Below are 18918 nucleotides of genomic sequence, written 5' to 3'. Positions count from 1 at the left end.
AGTAAAAAGAAAGCATCGAATCGTTACATTATTGAGAAAAGGAAGAAATAGTGGCTCGTTCAATTAAAAAAGGTCCTTATATCGACCACAACTTAGAAAGAAAAGTTCTTTCTATGAATGAAACAAACAAGAAATCAGTCGTTAAGACTTGGTCTCGCCGATCAATGATTTCACCTGATTTTGTTGGCCATACCTTTGCCGTGCACAATGGCAATAAATTCATCCCCGTATATGTAACGGAGAACATGGTTGGTCATAAGCTTGGTGAATTTGCGCCTACGCGCACATTCAGGGGCCACGCAGAAAAGAAAAAATAATAGGCAATGGAAGCAACACGAAAACTAAAGAAGTCTGTTATCATAAAGCAGCGTAAAGAGCAGGAAAAAGCTCAGGTAGGAGGAGCTTCTACTGCCAAATTATTGAATTGCCCTACTTCGCCGCGTAAGATGCGTTTGGTAGTGGATCTGATCCGTGGTGAGAAGGTAGAAAACGCCCTGTATATCCTGAAGCATACCAACAAGGAAGCGGCCATCCGCGTGGAAAAGCTGCTGCTTTCGGCGATAAAAAACTGGGAAACTAAGAATGAAGATAAGTCTGTTGAAGACAGCGAGTTGTTCGTTAAGGAAGTCTTCGTGGGCGGCGGTCGCCAATTGAAAAGGTTGCGTCCGGCACCCCAAGGCCGCGGTTACCGTATCCGTAAACGCTCAAACCACGTTACACTCGTGGTAGACAGCAAGAACAACGTTGCACAAAACTAATTTATCAAGTAATGGGACAAAAAGCAAATCCAATAGGTAACAGATTAGGAATCATCAAAGGTTGGGATTCCAATTGGTTCGGCGGGAAGAACTATTCCGATAAATTAGTGGAAGACGAGAAGATCCGCAAATACCTGTCTGTCCGTATCGCCAAAGGCGGCGTCGCTAAGGTGGTTATCGAACGTACGTTGAAGCGTATCACGGTTACTATCCATACCGCCCGTCCGGGTATCGTTATCGGTAAAGGTGGACAGGAAGTCGACAAGATCAAGGAAGAATTGAAGAAGTTGACGAAGAAAGATGTTCAGATTAATATCTTCGAGATTAAACGCCCTGAACTGGAGGCACATCTGGTTGCTGAAGGTGTGGCGAAACAGTTGGAAGCACGGATTTCTTTCCGTCGCGCCATGAAGACGTCCATTGCATCGACCATGCGTATGGGCGCAGAAGGTATCAAGATCATGTGTTCCGGTCGACTCGGCGGTGCCGAAATGGCGCGTACTGAACAATATAAAGACGGCCGGATTCCGTTGCATACCTTCCGTGCGGATATCGACTATGCATTGGTAGAAGCACTGACCACGTATGGAAAGATCGGTGTGAAAGTGTGGATATGTAAGGGTGAAGTGTACGGGAAGCGCGACTTGTCGCCAAACGTAGGCCAGACATCGGGCGGTAAAGCACCGCGTGGTGAAGGTGGAGGAGATTTCCGCGGTGGCGACCGTCGCAGTGGTGGTGATCGCCGTAGCGGTGGTGGAGACCGTCGTGGCGGTGGCGACCGTCGTGGTGGCCATGGACAACAGCACCGTGGTGGTGGCAACCGTGGCGGGAGATAGTAATTAACAGTTAATAAGGAATCCCGTTAGGTCGGGAGTTATAAGATACGAACATGTTACAGCCAAAAAGAACAAAGTTCAGAAAGATGCAGAAAGGCCGTATGAAAGGCAACGCCACCCGTGGGGCGGAGTTGGCCTTTGGCTCATTCGGCATCAAGTCAATGGAACCGGCTTGGATTACCAGTCGCCAGATCGAAGCGGCGCGTATTGCGGTTACCCGCTATATGAAACGTGAAGGCCAAGTATGGATCCGTGTTTTTCCTGACAAACCCGTTACGAAGAAGCCTGCAGAGGTACGGATGGGTAAAGGTAAGGGTGCGCCCGAATATTGGGTAGCGGTAGTACGTCCGGGCCGGATGCTGTTTGAAGCAGAAGGCGTCCCCCTGGAAATTGCGAAGGAAGCGTTGCGCCTTGCTGCGCAGAAGCTGCCTGTACAAACGAAGTTTGTGATACGTAGAGATTACGTATAAACCATAGACGCGCTGGCGCTGCCTGCATTTGGTTTTGCCGCCGTTACCGGCAAACCACCGCGGGGTTTTAACCGCGGAAGTCATTGATGAGGGCATCCAGTATAATAGTAATAAAAATGAAAAATTCAGAAATTGTAGAATTGTCAACAGAGGACTTAGTGGCCCAAATTGCAGAAGAAAAGGCTGCCCTCACCAAATTGAAGTTTGCACATGCTGTTTCGGCGATAGAGAATCCCAATCGTATCAAGTACACGCGCAAAACCATTGCGCGGTTGATGACCGAATTGACGAAACGTAAGAAGGCCGAGAAGGCCGCTAACGAAGCTAGCGAAACAGCCGCTGAGGCATAAATTGACGTCGGAAAATGGAAAGAAATTTAAGGAAAACAAGAATCGGCTTGGTAGTGAGCAACAAAATGGACAAGTCCATTGTGGTGGCCGTTGAGCGGAAAGTGAAGCACCCCATCTATGGAAAGTTCGTGAAGAAGACTACCAAATTCAAGGCTCACGACGAAGAGAACACCTGCGGTATCGGCGATACGGTGTTGATCATGGAAACGCGTCCGCTGAGCAAGACCAAGAATTGGCGATTAGTAGAAATTTTAGAGAGGGCTAAGTAACATGGTACAACAGGAATCAAGACTCAATGTAGCCGACAACAGTGGCGCTAAGGAAGTATTAGTGATCCGCGTGTTGGGCGGTACCGGCAAACGTTATGCATCGATCGGTGATAAAGTTGTTGTAACCGTGAAAAGTGCTTTGCCATCAGGAAACGTTAAGAAAGGAACGGTTTCCAAAGCGGTAGTTGTGCGCACGAAGAAGGAAATCCGCCGGAAGGACGGTTCGTATATCCGCTTTGACGACAACGCTGCCGTATTGTTAAATAATCAGGATGAGCCGCGGGGAACCCGTATCTTCGGCCCTGTAGCACGTGAATTGCGTGAAAAGCAGTTCATGAAAATCGTATCATTAGCACCGGAGGTATTATAATCATGGGACAGACAAAGACATCGACACATAAGATTAAAATCCGGACTGGGGATTTGGTAAAGGTTATCTCCGGCAACTCCAAGGGAGCACAGGGAAAGGTGTTGCAGATTTTGAGAGCCGACAATAGAGCAATCGTTGAAGGCGTAAACATCATCAAGAAGCACACCAAACCGAATGCAGCCAACCCGAACGGGGGCATCATCGAAAAGGAGGCAGCTATCCATATTTCCAACCTGGCGCTTATCGATCCGAAATCGGGCAAACCGACCCGGATCGGACGTTTGGTAAAGGAAGTGGACGGCAAGAAGAAAATTGTACGTATAGCAAAAAAATCAGGGGAGGAGATCGACTAATGACTTACATTCCGAGATTAAAGGCGAAGTATAAGGAAGAGATCCGTACGGCGCTGAAAGAGAAATTCCAATACAAAAGCGTGATGCAGGTGCCACGGTTGGAAAAGATTGCCCTGAGCCAAGGTATTGGCGCTGCTACTGCAGACAAGAAACTCATTGACAACGCGATTGGTGAGATGACGTTGATAACCGGCCAGAAGGCGATAGCGACCCGGTCGAAGAAGGACGTATCCAATTTCAAACTCCGTAAGGGAATGCCGATTGGTGTGCGCGTAACACTGCGCGATAGCAAGATGTACGAATTTCTGGACCGCTTGGTAGCTGTAGCGTTACCGCGTATCCGCGATTTCCGTGGCATTAACGACAAGGGGTTCGATGGCCGTGGAAATTACACGCTGGGCATTACCGAGCAAATTATTTTCCCGGAAATCGATATCGACAAGATCAACAAGATACAGGGTATGGATATTACCTTTGTAACCAGTGCCAAGACGGATGTGGAAGCGTTGGAATTGTTGAAACAATTCGGATTACCATTCAAAAATCAAAATACAACGACTAATGGCTAAAGAAGGAATCAAGGCGCGCGAAGTGAAGCGTGCCAGGCTGGTAGCTAAATATGCCGAGAAACGTGCAGCGTTGAAAGCAGCGGGCGATTACGCTGCGCTCGACAAATTGCCAAAAAATGCGTCGCCCGTTCGGTTGCACAACCGCTGCAAACTGACTGGCCGTCCTAAAGGCTATATGCGGCAATTCGGCATTTCGCGGGTAACATTCCGTGAAATGGCACTCGCTGGAAAGATCCCGGGTGTGAAAAAAGCATCCTGGTAGTACATTTTTTAACCGATAGCAGGTCCTGGGGTCGAGGTGGCCGATGGAAACCGTTATCATAACAAATAATATCAATGAATACAGATCCAATAGCGGATTACCTTACCCGAGTAAGGAATGCCATCAAGGCCAACCACAGGGTTGTTGAAATTCCTGCATCGAACCTCAAGAAAGAGATTACCAAAGTACTCTTTGACAAAGGTTACATTACCAATTACAAATTCGAGGATGACGCTGTTCAGGGCACCATCAAGATTGCACTGAAGTATCATCCCGTAAGTAAGATTCCAGCAATCCGCACGTTGAAACGTGTGAGCAAGCCGGGCCTGAGGAAATATGCGGGAGTGGATAGTATGCCACGTGTGTTGAACGGATTAGGAATCGCCATCTTGTCGACCTCCAAGGGTGTGATGACAGACAAGGAGGCCCGCCTCCAAAATGTCGGTGGCGAAGTTTTATGTTACGTATATTAATCAGGAGGAACACGCATCATGTCAAGAATTGGAAAAGCACCGATTGCCATTCCCGCTGGGGTGACGATTACCGTATCCGACAAAAATCTGGTAACGGTTAAAGGACCGAAAGGCGAATTGACTCAACAGGTTGATCGGGATATCGAGGTAGCACAGGAAGATGGTCAGTTGTTGGTAAAGCGCCCTACGGATCAGAAAAGGCATAAAGCACTGCATGGTTTGTACCGTTCACTGCTGAATAATATGGTTGTCGGTGTTACCGAAGGGTATAGCACCACGCAAGAATTGGTAGGTGTAGGTTACCGGGCCAATGCTCAAGGAAGCACGCTTGACCTTACCCTCGGGTTTTCACACCAAGTGGTACTTATCCTGCCGAAGGAAGTGAAAGTGTCAACAACGGCGGTTAAAGGAAAGAACCCGACCATCACATTAGAGTCGATCGACAAGCAATTGTTGGGTCAGGTTGCGGCTAAGATCCGGTCACTGCGCGCGCCGGAACCGTACAAAGGAAAAGGTATTAAATTTGCCGGTGAGCAACTGCGCAGGAAAGCAGGTAAATCGGCAGCTAAAAAATAGTAATCGTCATGGCAGGAAATAAAGTATCGCGTAGGGAACGCATAAAGCAGGGGATCAGGAAACGTATTTCAGGATCGGCCGAGCGCCCACGCTTGTCGGTATATCGGAGCAACAAGGGCATCTATGTACAAATCATTGATGACCAAGCTGGAACCACGTTGGCGGCTGCATCGACGATGAGCAAAGAGTTCGCCTCATCGGGTAATAAAGTAGAGCAGTCTAAAGCAGTTGGGAAGTTGATCGCTGAAAGGGCGATTGCAGCTGGGATTAGTAAAGTAGTTTTTGACCGTAATGGGTATCTGTATCACGGCCGCGTGAAGTCGCTTGCTGAGGGTGCCCGGGAAGCTGGTTTGGACTTTTAATTGATTGAGAACATGTCATTAAGCAATATAAAAAGAGTAAAGTCAAGCGAAATCGAACTGAAAGATCGCTTGGTGAGCATCCAGCGCGTGGCTAAGGTAACCAAGGGCGGTCGTACGTTCAGCTTTTCAGCTATCGTGATTGTGGGCGATGAGAATGGGGTGGTAGGGTACGGACTTGGTAAAGCCAAGGAAGTAACCGAAGCCATTACCAAGGGAATCGACGACGCGAAGAAAAACCTGATTAAGGTGCCTATCATCAAAGGTACGGTACCACATGAGCAGTATGGTAAGTATTCTGGTGGTAATGTATTGATCAAGCCGGCGGTACATGGTACCGGCGTGTTGGCCGGCGGCGCCATGCGCGCAGTGCTGGAGAGTGCGGGAGTAACCGACGTATTGGCCAAATCACTGGGATCGTCCAACCCGCACAACGTGGTCAAGGCAACCATCGATGCATTGTTGAAAATGCGTGATGCGTATACCGTGGCCCAGCAGCGGGGTGTGGATTTAAACAAGGTATTTAACGGATAATCATCATGGCAAAGATCAGAATTACTCAAATCAAGAGCACTATCGACCGAAGCGAGCGCCAAAAGCGGACGATCCAGGCGTTGGGATTGCGTAAAATCAATCACACCGTGGAAGTGGAAGCTACGCCGTCGATTATCGGGATGGTACGCAAGGTGAATCACCTTGTGGCAATAGAACAAGTATAACATACGTTTAATCGTTGTACCTGTATAGTGAAAGCGAAGGTACAGCACAATATCAATGAAGATGAACTTAAGTAATCTAAAGCCGGCGGCGGGATCAACAAAAACTAAGAAGCGTATCGGACGTGGTCCGGGTTCGGGCCGTGGAGGCACGTCTACTCGCGGTCACAAAGGCGCTCAGTCAAGGTCTGGCCACAGCCGGAAGATCGGATTTGAGGGCGGGCAGATGCCGTTGCAACGGCGTGTGCCGAAATTCGGGTTTAAGAACCTGAACCGTGTTGAGTATGTAGGCGTTAATCTCGACGTATTGCAGGGGCTGGTAGACAAATTCAAATTGTCGGCCATCGATTTCGATACCCTGACGTCGCATGGGTTGGTTGGTAAGAAAGATTTGGTGAAAATCCTGGGCAGGGGGGAACTGACTGCCAAGGTGGAAGTAAAAGCACATGCATTTTCAACTTCGGCACAGCAAGCGATAGAGGCAGCAGGAGGCTCGATTGTAAAACTTTAATACATGAAGAAGCTAATTACAACCTTGACCAATATATGGAAGATCGATGATCTGAGAACGCGTATTTTAAATACGCTTTTATTTCTTTTGATTTATCGTGTAGGGTGCCATATCGTATTGCCCGGTGTTAATCCCGCTGCGCTTCAACACGAAGCCAAGGAGGGATTGCTGGGATTGCTCGATATGTTTGCGGGGGGATCATTCTCCCGCTCGGCGATATTTGCATTAGGTGTAATGCCCTACATTTCGGCTTCCATTGTTGTTCAGTTGCTTGGTATTGCTGTTCCCTATTTCCAGAAACTACAAAAAGAAGGCGAGAGTGGCCGTAAGAAAATGACGCAGATTACGCGTTATCTTACATTGGCCATCACGTTGGTGCAGTCTATCGCGTACGTACGCACGCAGATTGATGGTGGTGCCAAGATGATTGCCGATCCGATGTTTACGATTCTGTCGGCGTTTGTACTGACTGCGGGCACGTTGTTCGTGATGTGGCTGGGTGAGAAGATTACCGACAAGGGTATTGGTAATGGGATCTCATTAATTATCATGGTTGGTATCATTGCGCAACTGCCAAGTGGCCTTACCGCGGAATGGTTTTCCCGGATGAGTACGGGTGGCGGCGGACCTATTCCATTGTTATTGGAATTCGTTGCGTTGTTTCTCGTTGTGATTTTTACGATTCTTATCGTGCAGGGTGTACGTAAAATACCCGTCCAGTATGCTAAGAAAATCGTAGGAAACAAGCAGTATGGTGGTGTTCGGCAATATATTCCGTTGAAGGTTAATGCATCTGGAGTAATGCCGATTATCTTCGCACAGGCAATCATGTTTGTTCCGATGAGCATCGGGCAGTTTTTTCCCGATTTGCAATCGCCATTTTTAACCTCATTGAGTAATTATACCTCCGTAGCTTACAACGTGGTATTTGCCATTCTGATTATAGCCTTTACCTTCTTCTATACGGCTATCATGGTCAATCCACAACAGATGTCTGAAGACATGAAGAAGAACGGTGGGTTTATCCCGGGTATCAAGCCCGGGCAGGCTACTAACTATTACATTGATGGCGTAGTCTCTAAGATTACTTTTCCGGGTTCGATATTTTTGGCTATCGTTGCTATATTTCCGGCAATCGCCAGCTTGTTTGGAGTGAACAATCAGTTTGCCCATTTCTACGGTGGTACATCGTTGCTGATTTTGGTGGGGGTTGTATTGGATACGTTACAGCAGATCGAAAGTCATTTGCTGATGCGCCATTATGACGGATTGATGAAGACCGGTCGTATTCGGGGGCGTGCCTCTGCTGTAAATACCGGTACGACCCAGTCGGTCATCTAGTTCTGGCATGTCTAAGGTATATTACAAATCTACGGAAGATATCGAGCAACTGCGGAGGTCGGCTACCGTTCTCTCGCAGTTGCTCGGTGAAATCGCCAAGGTTATCCAGCCGGGCGTAACCACGCTGTCATTAGACAAGTTGGCTCATGATTATATCCGTGACCATGGTGGGAGTCCGGCATTTCTCAATTACAATGGGTTTCCTAATTCGTTGTGCATATCGGTGAACGACGAGGTCGTACACGGCATTCCCAGTAACTATGAACTTCGTGATGGTGACATCGTATCGGTAGACGGAGGCGTCGATTTGAATGGTTATATCAGCGATTCCGCCTATACGTTTGCAGTGGGTGAGGTAACAGCTGAGGTGGATGAATTACTTCGTGTAACCTTGGAGGCGCTTAATCTAGGCATTGCCCAGGCCGTTCCCGGGAAACGTGTGGGCGATATTGCTTATGCCGTGCAGGAGCATGTGAGCCGTTACGGATATGGTATTGTGAGGGAGTTGGTGGGGCACGGCGTTGGATTCAAATTACATGAGAAGCCGGAAGTGCCAAATTACGGGAAGCGGGGTACAGGAAGTAAACTTGAGGAGGGACTTGTAATTTGTATTGAGCCGATGATTAATATGGGAAAGGCCCAGGTTAAGTTTTTGGACGATGGCTGGACGGTGAGCACAGTTGATGGTAAACCATCCGCACATTACGAGCATATGGTAGCTGTCCACAAAGGGTCGGCAGATGTGTTGACGACCTTTGCGTATATTGAAGAAGTTTTGGGTAAAAAGAATTGACATTCAATTTTTTTTGGTTATCTTTGCAACCCTGTTTGTGCAGGGGTATAATTAGATAATAATCAAGACTATATGGCTAAACAAGCCTCAATCGAGCAAGACGGAGTCATTAAAGAAGCGCTATCCAATGCCATGTTCCGCGTGGAATTGGAGAATGGGCATGAGATTATTGCCCATATTTCTGGGAAAATGAGGATGCATTACATCAAGATTTTGCCCGGTGACCGGGTAAAGTTGGAAATGTCTCCATATGATTTGACCAAAGGAAGAATAACATATCGATATAAATAGAGCGGGGGGGACCTGCTTAGCAAGTAACATAAGATCATGAAAGTCAGAGCATCCATCAAGAAGCGTAGTGCGGATTGCAAGATTATCCGCCGGAAGGGTAAAGTATTTGTAATCAATAAGAAGAACCCGAAGTTCAAACAACGTCAGGGATAATCGTAATTCATTAACATATTATATGGCAAGGATCGCAGGTATAGATTTACCTAAAAACAAAAGAGGAGAGATAGGCCTCACCTATATTTATGGAATCGGACGCTCTACGGCTCAACGTATTCTAGACAAAGCTGGCATCGGTTACGATGTGAAGGTTCAGGATTGGGACGACGAACAATTGGGTGCTATCCGGAACGTCATCAATGAGGAAATCAAGGTAGAGGGAGCACTCCGTTCTGAGGTGCAATTGAATATTAAACGTTTGATGGATATCGGCTGTTATCGTGGACTACGTCACCGTAAGCACCTGCCTGTTCGTGGTCAGCGTACCAAGAATAACTCGCGTACCCGGAAAGGGAAACGTAAGACAGTTGCAAACAAGAAAAAAGCTACAAAATAATAATTGAACGAATATAATGGCGAAAAGTAAAAAAGTAAGCAAAAAGCGCGTCGTTACCATTGAGCCGGTTGGTCAGGCACATATCAACGCTACCTTCAATAATATCATTATTACGCTTACGAACAACCAAGGGCAAGCCATTTCTTGGTCTAGCGCCGGTAAGATGGGCTTTAGGGGCTCTAAGAAAAATACCCCGTATGCTGCTTCCCAAGCTGCTTCAGACTGTGGCAAAGTTGCTCACGATTTGGGGCTACGGAAAGTGGAGGTTTTTGTAAAAGGCCCCGGTGCTGGTAGGGAGTCCGCAATCCGCACGTTGCAAAATACGGGGATTGAAGTGACTGCGATTAGAGACATCACGCCGTTGCCTCATAACGGCTGTCGCCCCCCTAAACGCAGAAGAGTATAACACAACAATTTTTTAAAGCTAAGATTCTTCAGCTATAGGCTGAAAGATACTTTAAAACCAATCATTATATGGCAAGATATACAGGACCGAAGTCCAAAATCGCCCGTAAATTTAGAGAACCTATTTTCGGGCCCGACAAAGCACTGGAACGTAAAAATTACCCTCCGGGACAACACGGTGCGTCGAAACGTAGGGGTAAGCAATCTGAATATGCTGTTCAGTTGCTCGAAAAGCAAAAGGCAAAATATACCTACGGTGTATTGGAACGCCAGTTTGCAAATTTGTTTGCAAAGGCATCTTCCAAACAAGGTATTACCGGTGAAGTTTTCCTGAAGTTGTTGGAAGCTCGGCTAGATAATACCGTTTATCGCTTGGGCATTGCCTCCACCCGTTCTGCTGCACGCCAGCTGGTTGGGCATAAGCACATTACAGTGAATGGTGAGGTGGTAAATATACCATCCTACAGCCTTCGCCCCGGTGATATTGTAGCCGTACGCGAGCGTTCTAAATCACTTGAAGCGATTACGAATTCCGTTGCTGGGCGCAAGATTAATAAATTTAGCTGGCTGGAATGGGATGCGGGCGAGCTGGCTGGCAAGTTCCTGAACTACCCCGATCGTACCGAGATTCCCGAGAATATCAAGGAAAGCTTAATTGTGGAGTTGTACTCCAAGTAAGTAGCATACGAGAGCAGTACAGCCTATTGGGTAGTACCGCTCTTGTTGTATGGCATTTTTTGTAAACAATCATTAAGAATAATTAAATGGCAATCTTAGCATTTCAAAGACCTGATAAAGTTATCATGCAGAAATCGACGGATTTCGATGGCACATTTGAGTTTCGCCCATTGGAACCTGGTTTCGGTGTGACGATCGGTAATGCTTTACGCCGTATTCTATTGTCCTCATTGGAAGGATATGCAATTACGTCGGTTCGTTTCTCGGGTGTATCGCATGAGTTTTCTACCATCAAGGGTATTGTGGAGGACGTTACCGAAATCATTCTGAACCTTAAGCAGGTACGCTTTAAGAAGACAGGTGAGATGGGTGACACGGAGAAGGTCTTTATGGTTATCAATGGGCAGGATCAAGTGACTGCTGGTGATATTACCAGCTTTTCGACCAACTTCACCGTGTTGAATCCGGATTTGGTGATTTGTAATATGGAGAGTTCCGTTACTTTGGAACTGGAACTTAATATCGCTAAGGGACGTGGATATATCAACGCGGAAGAAAACAAGGTGGTGGATGGCCCCGTCGGCGTGATTGCAGTTGACTCGATTTTTACCCCGATCAAGAACGTTAAGTACACGATCGAGAACTATCGGGTAGAGCAAAAGACCGACTATGAGAAGTTGCTGTTGGACATTTCTACTGATGGTTCCATTCATCCGGAAGACGCACTGAAGGAGGCTGCCAAGATTCTGATCCAACACTTTATGTTGTTTTCTGATGAAAACATGCTGTTGGAATCTCAGGCCAAAGAGGAGACCAAGGTGGTGGACGAGGAGATTCTCCACATGCGTAAGATTCTGAAGACGGAATTGGTTGATTTGGATTTGTCTGTACGGGCGTTGAATTGCCTGAAAGCAGCGGACATCCGTACACTTGCCGAACTGGTAACCTACGACGTGGCAGACATGTTAAAGTTCCGGAACTTCGGTAAGAAGTCCCTGAGCGAAATCCAGGAATTGGTAAAATCGAAGGGCTTGTCGTTTGGAATGAACCTGGCTAAGTATAAGCTCGACGAAGAGTAAATTTAAATAATAGCGACCTGTTGCATAATTCCTCTTGATGGGAGCAAAGAACAAAGATTATCCTTTAATCCTTACTCCAAAAAAGAACGGTATGCACAAATTTTAACAAGAAAATGAGACACGGAAAAAAATTCAACCATTTAGGGCGCACATCTAGTCATCGCAAGGCGATGTTGTCTAACATGGCTACCTCGCTGATTAAGCACAAACGCATTACCACTACGCTGGCTAAAGCTAAAGCGCTACGCCAATACGTAGAGCCATTGATTACAAAATCAAAAAACGATACGACACATTCACGCCGTACGGTATTCAGCTACTTACAAGATAAAGAAGCTGTGACGATACTTTTCCGCGAGATTTCGGAGAAGGTGGCTACCCGCCCGGGTGGATACACCCGTATCATCAAATTGGAAAACCGCTTGGGCGATAACGCAGAGATGGCATTCATCGAGTTGGTGGATTATAATGAGGTGTATAAGAAAGACGGTGAATCTAAGGAACGTAAGTCTACCCGACGACGCGGCGGTAAGAAAAAAGCCGGTGCTGCTGCCGTACCTACCGCTGAGGTTGCTGAAGAAACGGTGGTCGACGCAGAAGAGGTAGTTGCAGAAGCTGCAGACGTTGCCGAAGCGCCGCAAGTGGCGGAAGAAGCTGTTGAAGTGGATGAGGCGACCGAGACACCGGAAGAAACCAACGAAACGGAGGAAACTCCGAAGGACGAGAAGAAAGAAGACTAGGCAATCGCATTGCCGACTGAGTTAAACCCGTCTCGTTTTAAACGAGATGGGTTTTTTTGTAATGGAAGGTTTCCTTTCAGCTCCTAATAATTAATATTAAGTTTGCATCTTTACAAGATAGACAATGAACCTTTTTGATGTATATCCAATAACGCCTGTTTCCATTGTAAGCGCAAAGGGCTCCACTGTTTGGGATGCCCAGGGAAACGAATACCTTGATCTGTATGGTGGTCATGCGGTCATTTCCATCGGCCATACACACGAGCATTATGTGAAACGCATTACGGACCAATTGAAACAGATTGGTTTTTATTCGAATTCTGTCGAGATTCCACTGCAGCAGCAGTTGGCCGACCTGTTGGGCCGGGTGTCGGGTAAAATCGATTATCAACTGTTTCTATGCAATTCGGGGGCTGAAGCCAACGAGAATGCCCTTAAGTTGGCGTCATTTTATAACGGGCGCAAGCGGGTAATTGCGTTCAAAGGTGCGTTCCACGGCCGTACGTCACTTGCTGTATCCGCTACGGATAATCCGAAAATTATAGCTCCCGTCAATCAGACCGACCATGTCACCTTCCTGCCGTTCAATGATGTAGCGGCACTGGATGCGGCGTTTGCTGCATATGGGGATGAGATTTCGTCGGTTATCATTGAAGGTATCCAGGGGGTTGGTGGTATCCGCACGGCATCGGTGGGATTCCTGGAGCGAATCCGCACACTGACAACCAAGTATGGCGCCCTATTTATAGCCGATTCGGTACAATGTGGCTACGGCCGTACCGGTACCTTTTATTCCCATGATTATGCGGGCATTTCCGCTGATATCTATAGCATGGCGAAGGGGATGGGTAACGGATTTCCCATTGGTGGTATTGCAATTTCACCGGCTATTAAACCGTGGTTCGGTATGTTAGGTACTACATTCGGTGGCAATCATTTGGCTTGCGCCGCTGCATTAGCCGTATTGGAAGTGATGCAACAGGAGGAGCTGATGCAGAATGCCTCGGCGGTAGGGAGCTACCTCATCGATGAACTCAATAAATTCGACCAAATCGTCGAGGTACGCGGGCGGGGACTAATGATCGGCATTGAGTTGCCTATTGAAATGGATACCATCAAAAAAGATTTATTAGCCAAAAACCGTATCTTCACGGGCGAAGCGAAGCCGAATGTCATCCGGTTGCTTCCGGCACTGAACGTGACGAAGCCGCAGGCCGACCGTTTTCTGGAGGCGCTGAAAGAGCGACTGGAGGCATTTTAGGTTGACGATTTTAGATGTTAGATTGGGCTGATGAACGTTTGGTTCCCTGAGGCCATCAAGAGCAAAATTATCGGATGAAACAATTTTTTTCGGTGGCAGATGTATCTAATCTGTCGAATATCGTGGATGAGGCATTGCGCTTGAAACAGGCGCCGTTTGCGTACGAACAATTGGGCAAACGAAGAACACTCGGTCTGGTTTTCCTTAATCCAAGTTTACGGACGCGCTTGAGTACACAGAAAGCTGCTATGCAACTGGGGATGGATGTCATGGTGATGAACATGGATAAGGATGGTTGGGCGTTGGAAACACGCGATGGTGTGGCCATGAATGGCGCTACCGTTGAGCATATCCGCGAGGCCGCAGCCGTGATGGGGCAATACTGCGATGTGTTGGGTATACGGTCGTTTCCGAAACTTCAGGACCGGGAGGAAGATTATAGCGAAGATTTATTCCGGAAATTTTCCAGCCATTGCGGTGTTCCCGTGATTAGTTTAGAAAGTGCTACACGCCATCCCCTCCAGAGTCTTGCCGATTTGATTACCATACGCGAGCATTGGTTGGAACCACGGAAGCCTAAGGTTGTCATGGCGTGGGCTCCTCATATAAAGGCTTTGCCCCAAGCGGTTCCCAACTCATTTTCCGAATGGATGTGCCGAGCCCAAGCCGAAGGCATGGTAGATTTTACCATTGCCCATCCTGATGGATACGCATTGGCTGAATCGTTTACACAAGGGGCAACAATAGCGAATACATTGGATGACGCCCTGGTAGGTGCAGATTTTGTATACGTGAAAAATTGGTCTTCGTACAACGACTATGGGCAGGTTCTGCCCGTGAAAGAACAGTGGATGTTGGACAATCGGAAATTGGCGATTACTAACCATGCCAATGTCATGCATTGTTTACCTGTGCGCCGTGATCTCGAATTAGCCAGCGAGGTGCTCGACGGACCGCAATCCTTGGTGATTCGTGAAGCCGGCAACCGTGTTTGGGCGGCTCAAGCGGTATTGAAGCGAATGCTTGACGACAATTGATCAGCACCATGGCTGCATTTGATTTCGACGTGGATTATACCTTGGAGGATAATGTCGTCCTACTTCGACCGCTGGTCGGCGATGATTATATCAATTTGCTCCCTTTCGCTTTGAATGAGCCGGAATTGTGGACCTATTCCATGATAACGGCCGCCGGCCGGGATGGATTGGCGAATTATTTGGATGGAGCGATAGCCGATAGAAAGAACCGCACGCAGTACCCATTTATCGTATTCGATAAGCGGGTAGGGCAGTATGCCGGATGTACGCGTTATTACGACATCAAATTGCTTGAGCAGACGATGCAATTGGGCTATACTTGGTATGGAAAGCAGTTTCAGCGTACTGGACTAAACAGGCATTGTAAATATTTATTGCTGCAATTTGCATTTGAACGCATGGAGATGCAACGCGTCGAGTTTCGGGCTGACAGTGAGAACGACCGGAGTGTTGCCGCCATGAAGGCAATCGGTTGCTATGTAGAGGGTGTGCTGCGGAGTAATGGTAAACGTGCGGATGGTAGCCGTCGAGACAGCATCATATTAAGTATTTTGAAGCATGAATGGTTCGATACGGTGAAAACATCGTTGACCGACAAGATATATTGATATGGCAATAGATAAATTATGGATAATTAAAATAGGCGGTAATATTATCGACGACCCCGAAGGGCTAAGCCGCTTTCTGGATCGATTTGTTAGCCTTCGCGGCCGAAAGGTACTGGTACATGGTGGCGGAAAAGTCGCGACACGGTTGGCAGCTGATCTTGGCATCGAAGCTACACTTGTGGCGGGACGCCGTATTACCGACGAAGCGATGCTACGGGTGGTGACTATGGTTTATGCGGGATTGACGAATAAACAGGTGGTCGCCGGATTACAGGCACGGAAGTGCAATGCACTGGGCCTAAGTGGCGCCGATGGCAATTGCATAACAGCCGTGAAGCGGCCGGTCAAAGAAATAGACTATGGGTTTGTGGGAGACATCCTTCCGGCATCGGTCGATGACGAAGCCATAACAGCACTGATAGAAAGTAGTTTCGTCCCTGTTTTTTCCGCAATAACACACGATGGGCGGGGACAATTGCTCAATACGAACGCTGATACCATTGCGTCTGCCCTAGCCGTTGCACTGTCGGCACGATATGATACCTCGTTGGTCTATTGTTTTGAGAAACGTGGCGTGTTGCGGAATGTGCATGATGAGGATTCGGTGATACCCGAAATAAAGGCGACTGAATTTGAGGGCTTACAAGCGGCTGGCATCGTAGCGGATGGCATGGTGCCTAAACTGCATAATGCTTTTGACGCCATCGCGAAAGGGGTACGCGACGTGTGTATTGGCCGTGCAGAAGACCTCCACTTGCTGCATGAACAACGATTTGGTACACGGATGGTCAGGTAATCATCAAAGCTACTTTCAGTAATACGATTTTAAATTTACGGTTTGACATACGACTTATTACTTACGACTAAATAAAATGAGCAAAATAACGATCATCGGAAGCGGTAACATCGGCCTATCATTGGCCAAAGGATTGGTGAAAAAGGCCTATTGCCAGGCAGAAGATATCACCTTGACGAGACGCAACCTCAAACTGCTGAGCGAAGAGGCAGCGAAGGGATTCAACGTGAGTGACAATAACAAGGTGGCAATCTATGGTGCCAGCGTTATCGTGCTTGCGGTGTTGCCGCAGCAGCTTAAAGGTGTGCTCGAAGAGATTGCTCCTGCCATCTCACCAGAGAAGCAGCTAGTCGTGTCGGTCGTATCCGGCGTTACCTGTGCAAATGTACGCGAAAAGCTAGGCAACAATGTGCAGGTGATCCGTGCGATGCCGAATACGGCCATTGCTATCGGCCAATCGATGACGTGTATCGCTTCGGATAACGCCTCGGACGAACAGTTGGAAAAGGTAACGACATTATTTGAAACGGTAGGTGCTGTTGTAACGATAAACGAGGACCTCATGACATCCGCGACGGCACTGTGTGCGTGTGGTATCGCATTTTTTCTACGCAGTATCCGGGCAGCGTCGCAGGGGGGGGTAGAAATCGGATTCCATGCACACGATGCATTGAAGATGGCCGTACAGACAGCCAAAGGTGCTGCCGACCTGCTCTTGCAAACGCAAAGCCATCCCGAAGGAGAAATTGACAAAGTAACATCACCCAAAGGCTGTACAATCGCCGGATTGAATGAGATGGAACATAACGGATTCAGCTCGGCCTTTATCAAGGGAATCAAGCTGTCCGCAAGCAAAGCCGGAGGACTTTATAATGATTGAAAAGCTTGTACAAGATAGTGCCGGTCTCTTGCGCGATCTGATTCGTATCCCCTCATTCAGCAAGGAGGAGAATCAAACGGCGGATACGATCGAGCGCTTTCTGCAGCAACGTGGCGTACGCACGTTTCGAAAGATGAATAACGTATGGGCGTATAACAAGTTTTTTGATGAAGGAAAACCTACCATTCTACTCAATTCCCATCACGATACCGTGAAACCCAATACGGGATATACACGTAATCCTTTTTCGCCGGATATGGTCGACGGTAAATTGTACGGCCTTGGCAGCAATGATGCCGGTGGTTGCTTGGTGTCTTTAATTGCTACCTTTCTACATTTCTACGCCCAAGAGGGGCTTTGTTACAACTTTTGTATTGCTGCTACAGCAGAAGAAGAAATTTCCGGTACCAACGGCTTGGAGTTGGTTATCCCGGATTTGGGGCCACTGGATTTTGCCATCGTAGGCGAGCCCACGTTGATGCAGCTGGCAGTAGCCGAGCGAGGACTGATGGTGCTCGATTGTACCGCCCACGGAAAAGCAGGCCACGCAGCCCGCGAGGAGGGAGATAACGCCATTTATAAAGCGCTAAAAGACATCGAGTGGTTTACCAGTTATCGTTTTCCCAAGGAGTCTGAGGAGTTTGGTGCGATTAAAATGAGTGTCACGGTAATCCACGCCGGCTCTCAACACAATGTGGTGCCTGCCACATGCGAGTTTGTTGTGGATATCCGGGTCACCGACGCTTACCGTAATGAAGAGGTGCTTGATATTATCCGCGAGCACGTAAGTTGTGAAGTAAAGCCCCGATCGGTGCGGCTCAAACCATCATCGATACCCAAAGATCACCCGGTAGTACGGGCTGGACTGGCGTTGGGACGCACCACTTACGGCTCTCCAACTACCAGTGACCAGGCACTGTTGGATATCCCTTCGCTTAAGCTTGGCCCGGGCGACTCCGCGCGCTCCCATATGGCCGACGAGTTTATTCATCTCGAAGAAATCGGAGAGGGTATTAGGTTATATATTGATATACTTGAACGCGTAGTGAACGATTGAGGTACCGAATAAATTTTTTCATGTTCGAATAGGGGTAACCCATCTGTATGTTGTCTTGGTATAAATCAAGAACAATAAAAATAGTTAATCATGAAAAAAGTAATCTATTCAGTATTTAGTTTAGCCTTCGCTTTGGTAATGTTCACAGCCTGCGATAAGGAAAGCATTGTCTCTGCAGATGGCCTCCCGAAGAGCGCTCAGCTTTTCATTACGCAACACTTTCCAAACCATGAGATCCTTCAGGTAGTAAAAGAACGTGACGATTTGAAAACTACATATGACGTTTATCTTAGCGATGGGTTCAACTTGGATTTTGATAAAAATGGAAAAATCCTCGGGGTGGAGGGAACCAGCAAACTGCCGGACAGCGTAGTGCCTGAAAAAATACTTGCTTACGTACAGGCGAATTATCCCGATTATTTTATCCGTGACTGGGAGTTGGACGACCGCGGACAGGAAGTTGCGCTCTCCAATGGTATGGATCTTAAGTTTGACAAAAACGGTAATTTCCTGCGGATAGATTAACG

The 18918-nt window shown here is 47.6% G+C and carries 32 protein-coding genes; all 32 read left to right on the top strand.

What is annotated here, in order from left to right:
* Nucleotides 1-50: 50 nt before the first annotated feature.
* The 32 genes from rpsS (at nucleotide 51) to VNQ80_RS15060 (ending at nucleotide 18916) form a co-directional block, all read left to right on the top strand.
* Nucleotides 51-317 carry a 30S ribosomal protein S19 gene (gene rpsS, locus VNQ80_RS15215; RefSeq protein ID WP_013665004.1) on the top strand — a complete coding sequence of 89 codons (267 nt, stop codon included), beginning with the start codon at nucleotides 51-53 and terminating at the stop codon, nucleotides 315-317.
* 6 nt (nucleotides 318-323) lie between these two features.
* On the top strand, nucleotides 324-758 hold the full coding sequence (rplV, locus tag VNQ80_RS15210) for a 50S ribosomal protein L22 (RefSeq protein WP_325640148.1): 435 nt from the start codon (nucleotides 324-326) through the stop codon (nucleotides 756-758).
* A gap of 11 nt (nucleotides 759-769) precedes the next feature.
* The gene (gene rpsC / locus VNQ80_RS15205) at nucleotides 770-1594 is read left to right on the top strand and encodes a 30S ribosomal protein S3 (protein WP_325640146.1); all 825 of its coding nucleotides are present in this window, start codon (nucleotides 770-772) and stop codon (nucleotides 1592-1594) included.
* Nucleotides 1595-1647: 53 nt separating this feature from the next.
* Nucleotides 1648-2064 (top strand): 50S ribosomal protein L16, encoded by a 417-nt coding sequence (gene rplP, locus VNQ80_RS15200; RefSeq protein WP_325640144.1) that lies wholly within the window; start codon nucleotides 1648-1650, stop codon nucleotides 2062-2064.
* A 116-nt stretch (nucleotides 2065-2180) separates the two neighbouring features.
* Complete coding sequence (gene rpmC / locus VNQ80_RS15195; RefSeq protein WP_325640142.1) at nucleotides 2181-2414, top strand: 50S ribosomal protein L29; 234 nt, start codon at nucleotides 2181-2183, stop codon at nucleotides 2412-2414.
* Between the two features lie 14 nt (nucleotides 2415-2428).
* On the top strand, nucleotides 2429-2683 hold the full coding sequence (gene rpsQ / locus VNQ80_RS15190) for a 30S ribosomal protein S17 (RefSeq protein WP_130143043.1): 255 nt from the start codon (nucleotides 2429-2431) through the stop codon (nucleotides 2681-2683).
* A gap of 1 nt (nucleotide 2684) precedes the next feature.
* Nucleotides 2685-3053 (top strand): 50S ribosomal protein L14, encoded by a 369-nt coding sequence (gene rplN / locus VNQ80_RS15185; RefSeq protein WP_262245014.1) that lies wholly within the window; start codon nucleotides 2685-2687, stop codon nucleotides 3051-3053.
* Nucleotides 3054-3085: 32 nt separating this feature from the next.
* Nucleotides 3086-3406 carry a 50S ribosomal protein L24 gene (gene rplX / locus VNQ80_RS15180; protein ID WP_414693004.1) on the top strand — a complete coding sequence of 107 codons (321 nt, stop codon included), beginning with the start codon at nucleotides 3086-3088 and terminating at the stop codon, nucleotides 3404-3406.
* Complete coding sequence (rplE, locus tag VNQ80_RS15175; protein WP_325640135.1) at nucleotides 3406-3975, top strand: 50S ribosomal protein L5; 570 nt, start codon at nucleotides 3406-3408, stop codon at nucleotides 3973-3975. Before rplX ends, rplE begins: the two co-directional genes overlap by 1 nt.
* Nucleotides 3968-4237, top strand: a complete 270-nt coding sequence (gene rpsN, locus VNQ80_RS15170; protein WP_325640133.1) for a 30S ribosomal protein S14 — start codon at nucleotides 3968-3970, stop codon at nucleotides 4235-4237. The genes rplE and rpsN overlap by 8 nt, the downstream gene beginning before the upstream one ends.
* A 74-nt stretch (nucleotides 4238-4311) precedes the next feature.
* Nucleotides 4312-4710, top strand: coding sequence for a 30S ribosomal protein S8 (gene rpsH / locus VNQ80_RS15165; RefSeq protein ID WP_349255658.1), 399 nt, complete (start codon nucleotides 4312-4314; stop codon nucleotides 4708-4710).
* Between the two features lie 18 nt (nucleotides 4711-4728).
* Nucleotides 4729-5286: a 50S ribosomal protein L6 gene (gene rplF, locus VNQ80_RS15160; protein ID WP_325640131.1), complete on the top strand. Its 558-nt coding sequence runs from the start codon at nucleotides 4729-4731 to the stop codon at nucleotides 5284-5286.
* 2 nt (nucleotides 5287-5288) lie between these two features.
* Nucleotides 5289-5648 (top strand): 50S ribosomal protein L18, encoded by a 360-nt coding sequence (gene rplR, locus VNQ80_RS15155; protein ID WP_422662211.1) that lies wholly within the window; start codon nucleotides 5289-5291, stop codon nucleotides 5646-5648.
* Between the two features lie 27 nt (nucleotides 5649-5675).
* The gene (gene rpsE, locus VNQ80_RS15150; RefSeq protein WP_308378481.1) at nucleotides 5676-6179 is read left to right on the top strand and encodes a 30S ribosomal protein S5; all 504 of its coding nucleotides are present in this window, start codon (nucleotides 5676-5678) and stop codon (nucleotides 6177-6179) included.
* A gap of 5 nt (nucleotides 6180-6184) precedes the next feature.
* Nucleotides 6185-6364, top strand: coding sequence for a 50S ribosomal protein L30 (gene rpmD, locus VNQ80_RS15145; protein WP_325640127.1), 180 nt, complete (start codon nucleotides 6185-6187; stop codon nucleotides 6362-6364).
* Between the two features lie 61 nt (nucleotides 6365-6425).
* Entirely contained in the window at nucleotides 6426-6872 is a 447-nt protein-coding gene (gene rplO / locus VNQ80_RS15140) for a 50S ribosomal protein L15 (protein ID WP_325640125.1), read from the top strand.
* A 3-nt stretch (nucleotides 6873-6875) separates the two neighbouring features.
* Nucleotides 6876-8213 (top strand): preprotein translocase subunit SecY, encoded by a 1338-nt coding sequence (secY, locus tag VNQ80_RS15135; RefSeq protein ID WP_325640123.1) that lies wholly within the window; start codon nucleotides 6876-6878, stop codon nucleotides 8211-8213.
* Nucleotides 8214-8220: 7 nt separating this feature from the next.
* Nucleotides 8221-9006, top strand: a complete 786-nt coding sequence (gene map / locus VNQ80_RS15130; protein ID WP_325640121.1) for a type I methionyl aminopeptidase — start codon at nucleotides 8221-8223, stop codon at nucleotides 9004-9006.
* A gap of 72 nt (nucleotides 9007-9078) precedes the next feature.
* Nucleotides 9079-9297, top strand: a complete 219-nt coding sequence (gene infA, locus VNQ80_RS15125) for a translation initiation factor IF-1 (protein WP_013665023.1) — start codon at nucleotides 9079-9081, stop codon at nucleotides 9295-9297.
* A 36-nt stretch (nucleotides 9298-9333) separates the two neighbouring features.
* Nucleotides 9334-9450 (top strand): type B 50S ribosomal protein L36, encoded by a 117-nt coding sequence (ykgO, locus tag VNQ80_RS15120; protein WP_013665024.1) that lies wholly within the window; start codon nucleotides 9334-9336, stop codon nucleotides 9448-9450.
* Nucleotides 9451-9472: 22 nt separating this feature from the next.
* On the top strand, nucleotides 9473-9850 hold the full coding sequence (rpsM, locus tag VNQ80_RS15115) for a 30S ribosomal protein S13 (protein WP_325640117.1): 378 nt from the start codon (nucleotides 9473-9475) through the stop codon (nucleotides 9848-9850).
* Between the two features lie 16 nt (nucleotides 9851-9866).
* Nucleotides 9867-10256, top strand: coding sequence for a 30S ribosomal protein S11 (gene rpsK, locus VNQ80_RS15110; RefSeq protein WP_262244992.1), 390 nt, complete (start codon nucleotides 9867-9869; stop codon nucleotides 10254-10256).
* Nucleotides 10257-10324: 68 nt separating this feature from the next.
* Complete coding sequence (gene rpsD, locus VNQ80_RS15105; protein ID WP_325640113.1) at nucleotides 10325-10933, top strand: 30S ribosomal protein S4; 609 nt, start codon at nucleotides 10325-10327, stop codon at nucleotides 10931-10933.
* Between the two features lie 86 nt (nucleotides 10934-11019).
* Nucleotides 11020-12012 carry a DNA-directed RNA polymerase subunit alpha gene (locus VNQ80_RS15100; protein WP_325640111.1) on the top strand — a complete coding sequence of 331 codons (993 nt, stop codon included), beginning with the start codon at nucleotides 11020-11022 and terminating at the stop codon, nucleotides 12010-12012.
* 113 nt (nucleotides 12013-12125) lie between these two features.
* Entirely contained in the window at nucleotides 12126-12752 is a 627-nt protein-coding gene (gene rplQ, locus VNQ80_RS15095) for a 50S ribosomal protein L17 (protein WP_325640109.1), read from the top strand.
* A gap of 124 nt (nucleotides 12753-12876) precedes the next feature.
* The gene (locus VNQ80_RS15090; RefSeq protein ID WP_325640107.1) at nucleotides 12877-14013 is read left to right on the top strand and encodes an aspartate aminotransferase family protein; all 1137 of its coding nucleotides are present in this window, start codon (nucleotides 12877-12879) and stop codon (nucleotides 14011-14013) included.
* A 74-nt stretch (nucleotides 14014-14087) separates the two neighbouring features.
* The gene (locus tag VNQ80_RS15085) at nucleotides 14088-15050 is read left to right on the top strand and encodes an acetylornithine carbamoyltransferase (RefSeq protein ID WP_325640105.1); all 963 of its coding nucleotides are present in this window, start codon (nucleotides 14088-14090) and stop codon (nucleotides 15048-15050) included.
* A gap of 8 nt (nucleotides 15051-15058) precedes the next feature.
* Nucleotides 15059-15658: a GNAT family protein gene (locus tag VNQ80_RS15080; protein ID WP_325640103.1), complete on the top strand. Its 600-nt coding sequence runs from the start codon at nucleotides 15059-15061 to the stop codon at nucleotides 15656-15658.
* Between the two features lies 1 nt (nucleotide 15659).
* On the top strand, nucleotides 15660-16454 hold the full coding sequence (gene argB / locus VNQ80_RS15075; protein ID WP_325640102.1) for an acetylglutamate kinase: 795 nt from the start codon (nucleotides 15660-15662) through the stop codon (nucleotides 16452-16454).
* A 76-nt stretch (nucleotides 16455-16530) separates the two neighbouring features.
* Complete coding sequence (gene proC, locus VNQ80_RS15070; protein WP_325640100.1) at nucleotides 16531-17334, top strand: pyrroline-5-carboxylate reductase; 804 nt, start codon at nucleotides 16531-16533, stop codon at nucleotides 17332-17334.
* Nucleotides 17327-18391, top strand: coding sequence for a M20 family metallo-hydrolase (locus tag VNQ80_RS15065; RefSeq protein WP_325640098.1), 1065 nt, complete (start codon nucleotides 17327-17329; stop codon nucleotides 18389-18391). Before proC ends, VNQ80_RS15065 begins: the two co-directional genes overlap by 8 nt.
* 90 nt (nucleotides 18392-18481) lie before the next feature.
* Complete coding sequence (locus VNQ80_RS15060) at nucleotides 18482-18916, top strand: PepSY-like domain-containing protein (RefSeq protein WP_325640096.1); 435 nt, start codon at nucleotides 18482-18484, stop codon at nucleotides 18914-18916.
* Nucleotides 18917-18918 lie beyond the last annotated feature (2 nt).

This window comes from Parapedobacter sp. (genome assembly GCF_035556095.1).
In the GTDB taxonomy this organism is placed as follows: Bacteria; Bacteroidota; Bacteroidia; order Sphingobacteriales; family Sphingobacteriaceae; genus Parapedobacter.
This window is presented reverse-complemented; position numbering and strand designations above follow the sequence as displayed.

Excerpts from the sequence above, each read along its gene's own strand:
- rplV (WP_325640148.1), top strand. The coding sequence starts at position 324 with ATGGAAGCAACACGAAAACTAAAGAAGTCTGTTATCATAAAGCAGCGT.
- rpsC (WP_325640146.1), top strand. The coding sequence starts at position 770 with ATGGGACAAAAAGCAAATCCAATAGGTAACAGATTAGGAATCATCAAA.
- rplP (WP_325640144.1), top strand. The coding sequence starts at position 1,648 with ATGTTACAGCCAAAAAGAACAAAGTTCAGAAAGATGCAGAAAGGCCGT.
- rpmC (WP_325640142.1), top strand. The coding sequence starts at position 2,181 with ATGAAAAATTCAGAAATTGTAGAATTGTCAACAGAGGACTTAGTGGCC.
- rpsQ (WP_130143043.1), top strand. The coding sequence starts at position 2,429 with ATGGAAAGAAATTTAAGGAAAACAAGAATCGGCTTGGTAGTGAGCAAC.
- rplN (WP_262245014.1), top strand. The coding sequence starts at position 2,685 with ATGGTACAACAGGAATCAAGACTCAATGTAGCCGACAACAGTGGCGCT.
- rplE (WP_325640135.1), top strand. The coding sequence starts at position 3,406 with ATGACTTACATTCCGAGATTAAAGGCGAAGTATAAGGAAGAGATCCGT.
- rpsN (WP_325640133.1), top strand. The coding sequence starts at position 3,968 with ATGGCTAAAGAAGGAATCAAGGCGCGCGAAGTGAAGCGTGCCAGGCTG.
- rpsH (WP_349255658.1), top strand. The coding sequence starts at position 4,312 with ATGAATACAGATCCAATAGCGGATTACCTTACCCGAGTAAGGAATGCC.
- rplF (WP_325640131.1), top strand. The coding sequence starts at position 4,729 with ATGTCAAGAATTGGAAAAGCACCGATTGCCATTCCCGCTGGGGTGACG.
- rpmD (WP_325640127.1), top strand. The coding sequence starts at position 6,185 with ATGGCAAAGATCAGAATTACTCAAATCAAGAGCACTATCGACCGAAGC.
- rplO (WP_325640125.1), top strand. The coding sequence starts at position 6,426 with ATGAACTTAAGTAATCTAAAGCCGGCGGCGGGATCAACAAAAACTAAG.
- secY (WP_325640123.1), top strand. The coding sequence starts at position 6,876 with ATGAAGAAGCTAATTACAACCTTGACCAATATATGGAAGATCGATGAT.
- map (WP_325640121.1), top strand. The coding sequence starts at position 8,221 with ATGTCTAAGGTATATTACAAATCTACGGAAGATATCGAGCAACTGCGG.
- infA (WP_013665023.1), top strand. The coding sequence starts at position 9,079 with ATGGCTAAACAAGCCTCAATCGAGCAAGACGGAGTCATTAAAGAAGCG.
- ykgO (WP_013665024.1), top strand. The coding sequence starts at position 9,334 with ATGAAAGTCAGAGCATCCATCAAGAAGCGTAGTGCGGATTGCAAGATT.
- rpsM (WP_325640117.1), top strand. The coding sequence starts at position 9,473 with ATGGCAAGGATCGCAGGTATAGATTTACCTAAAAACAAAAGAGGAGAG.
- rpsK (WP_262244992.1), top strand. The coding sequence starts at position 9,867 with ATGGCGAAAAGTAAAAAAGTAAGCAAAAAGCGCGTCGTTACCATTGAG.
- rpsD (WP_325640113.1), top strand. The coding sequence starts at position 10,325 with ATGGCAAGATATACAGGACCGAAGTCCAAAATCGCCCGTAAATTTAGA.
- VNQ80_RS15100 (WP_325640111.1), top strand. The coding sequence starts at position 11,020 with ATGGCAATCTTAGCATTTCAAAGACCTGATAAAGTTATCATGCAGAAA.
- rplQ (WP_325640109.1), top strand. The coding sequence starts at position 12,126 with ATGAGACACGGAAAAAAATTCAACCATTTAGGGCGCACATCTAGTCAT.
- VNQ80_RS15090 (WP_325640107.1), top strand. The coding sequence starts at position 12,877 with ATGAACCTTTTTGATGTATATCCAATAACGCCTGTTTCCATTGTAAGC.
- VNQ80_RS15085 (WP_325640105.1), top strand. The coding sequence starts at position 14,088 with ATGAAACAATTTTTTTCGGTGGCAGATGTATCTAATCTGTCGAATATC.
- VNQ80_RS15080 (WP_325640103.1), top strand. The coding sequence starts at position 15,059 with ATGGCTGCATTTGATTTCGACGTGGATTATACCTTGGAGGATAATGTC.
- argB (WP_325640102.1), top strand. The coding sequence starts at position 15,660 with ATGGCAATAGATAAATTATGGATAATTAAAATAGGCGGTAATATTATC.
- proC (WP_325640100.1), top strand. The coding sequence starts at position 16,531 with ATGAGCAAAATAACGATCATCGGAAGCGGTAACATCGGCCTATCATTG.
- VNQ80_RS15065 (WP_325640098.1), top strand. The coding sequence starts at position 17,327 with ATGATTGAAAAGCTTGTACAAGATAGTGCCGGTCTCTTGCGCGATCTG.
- VNQ80_RS15060 (WP_325640096.1), top strand. The coding sequence starts at position 18,482 with ATGAAAAAAGTAATCTATTCAGTATTTAGTTTAGCCTTCGCTTTGGTA.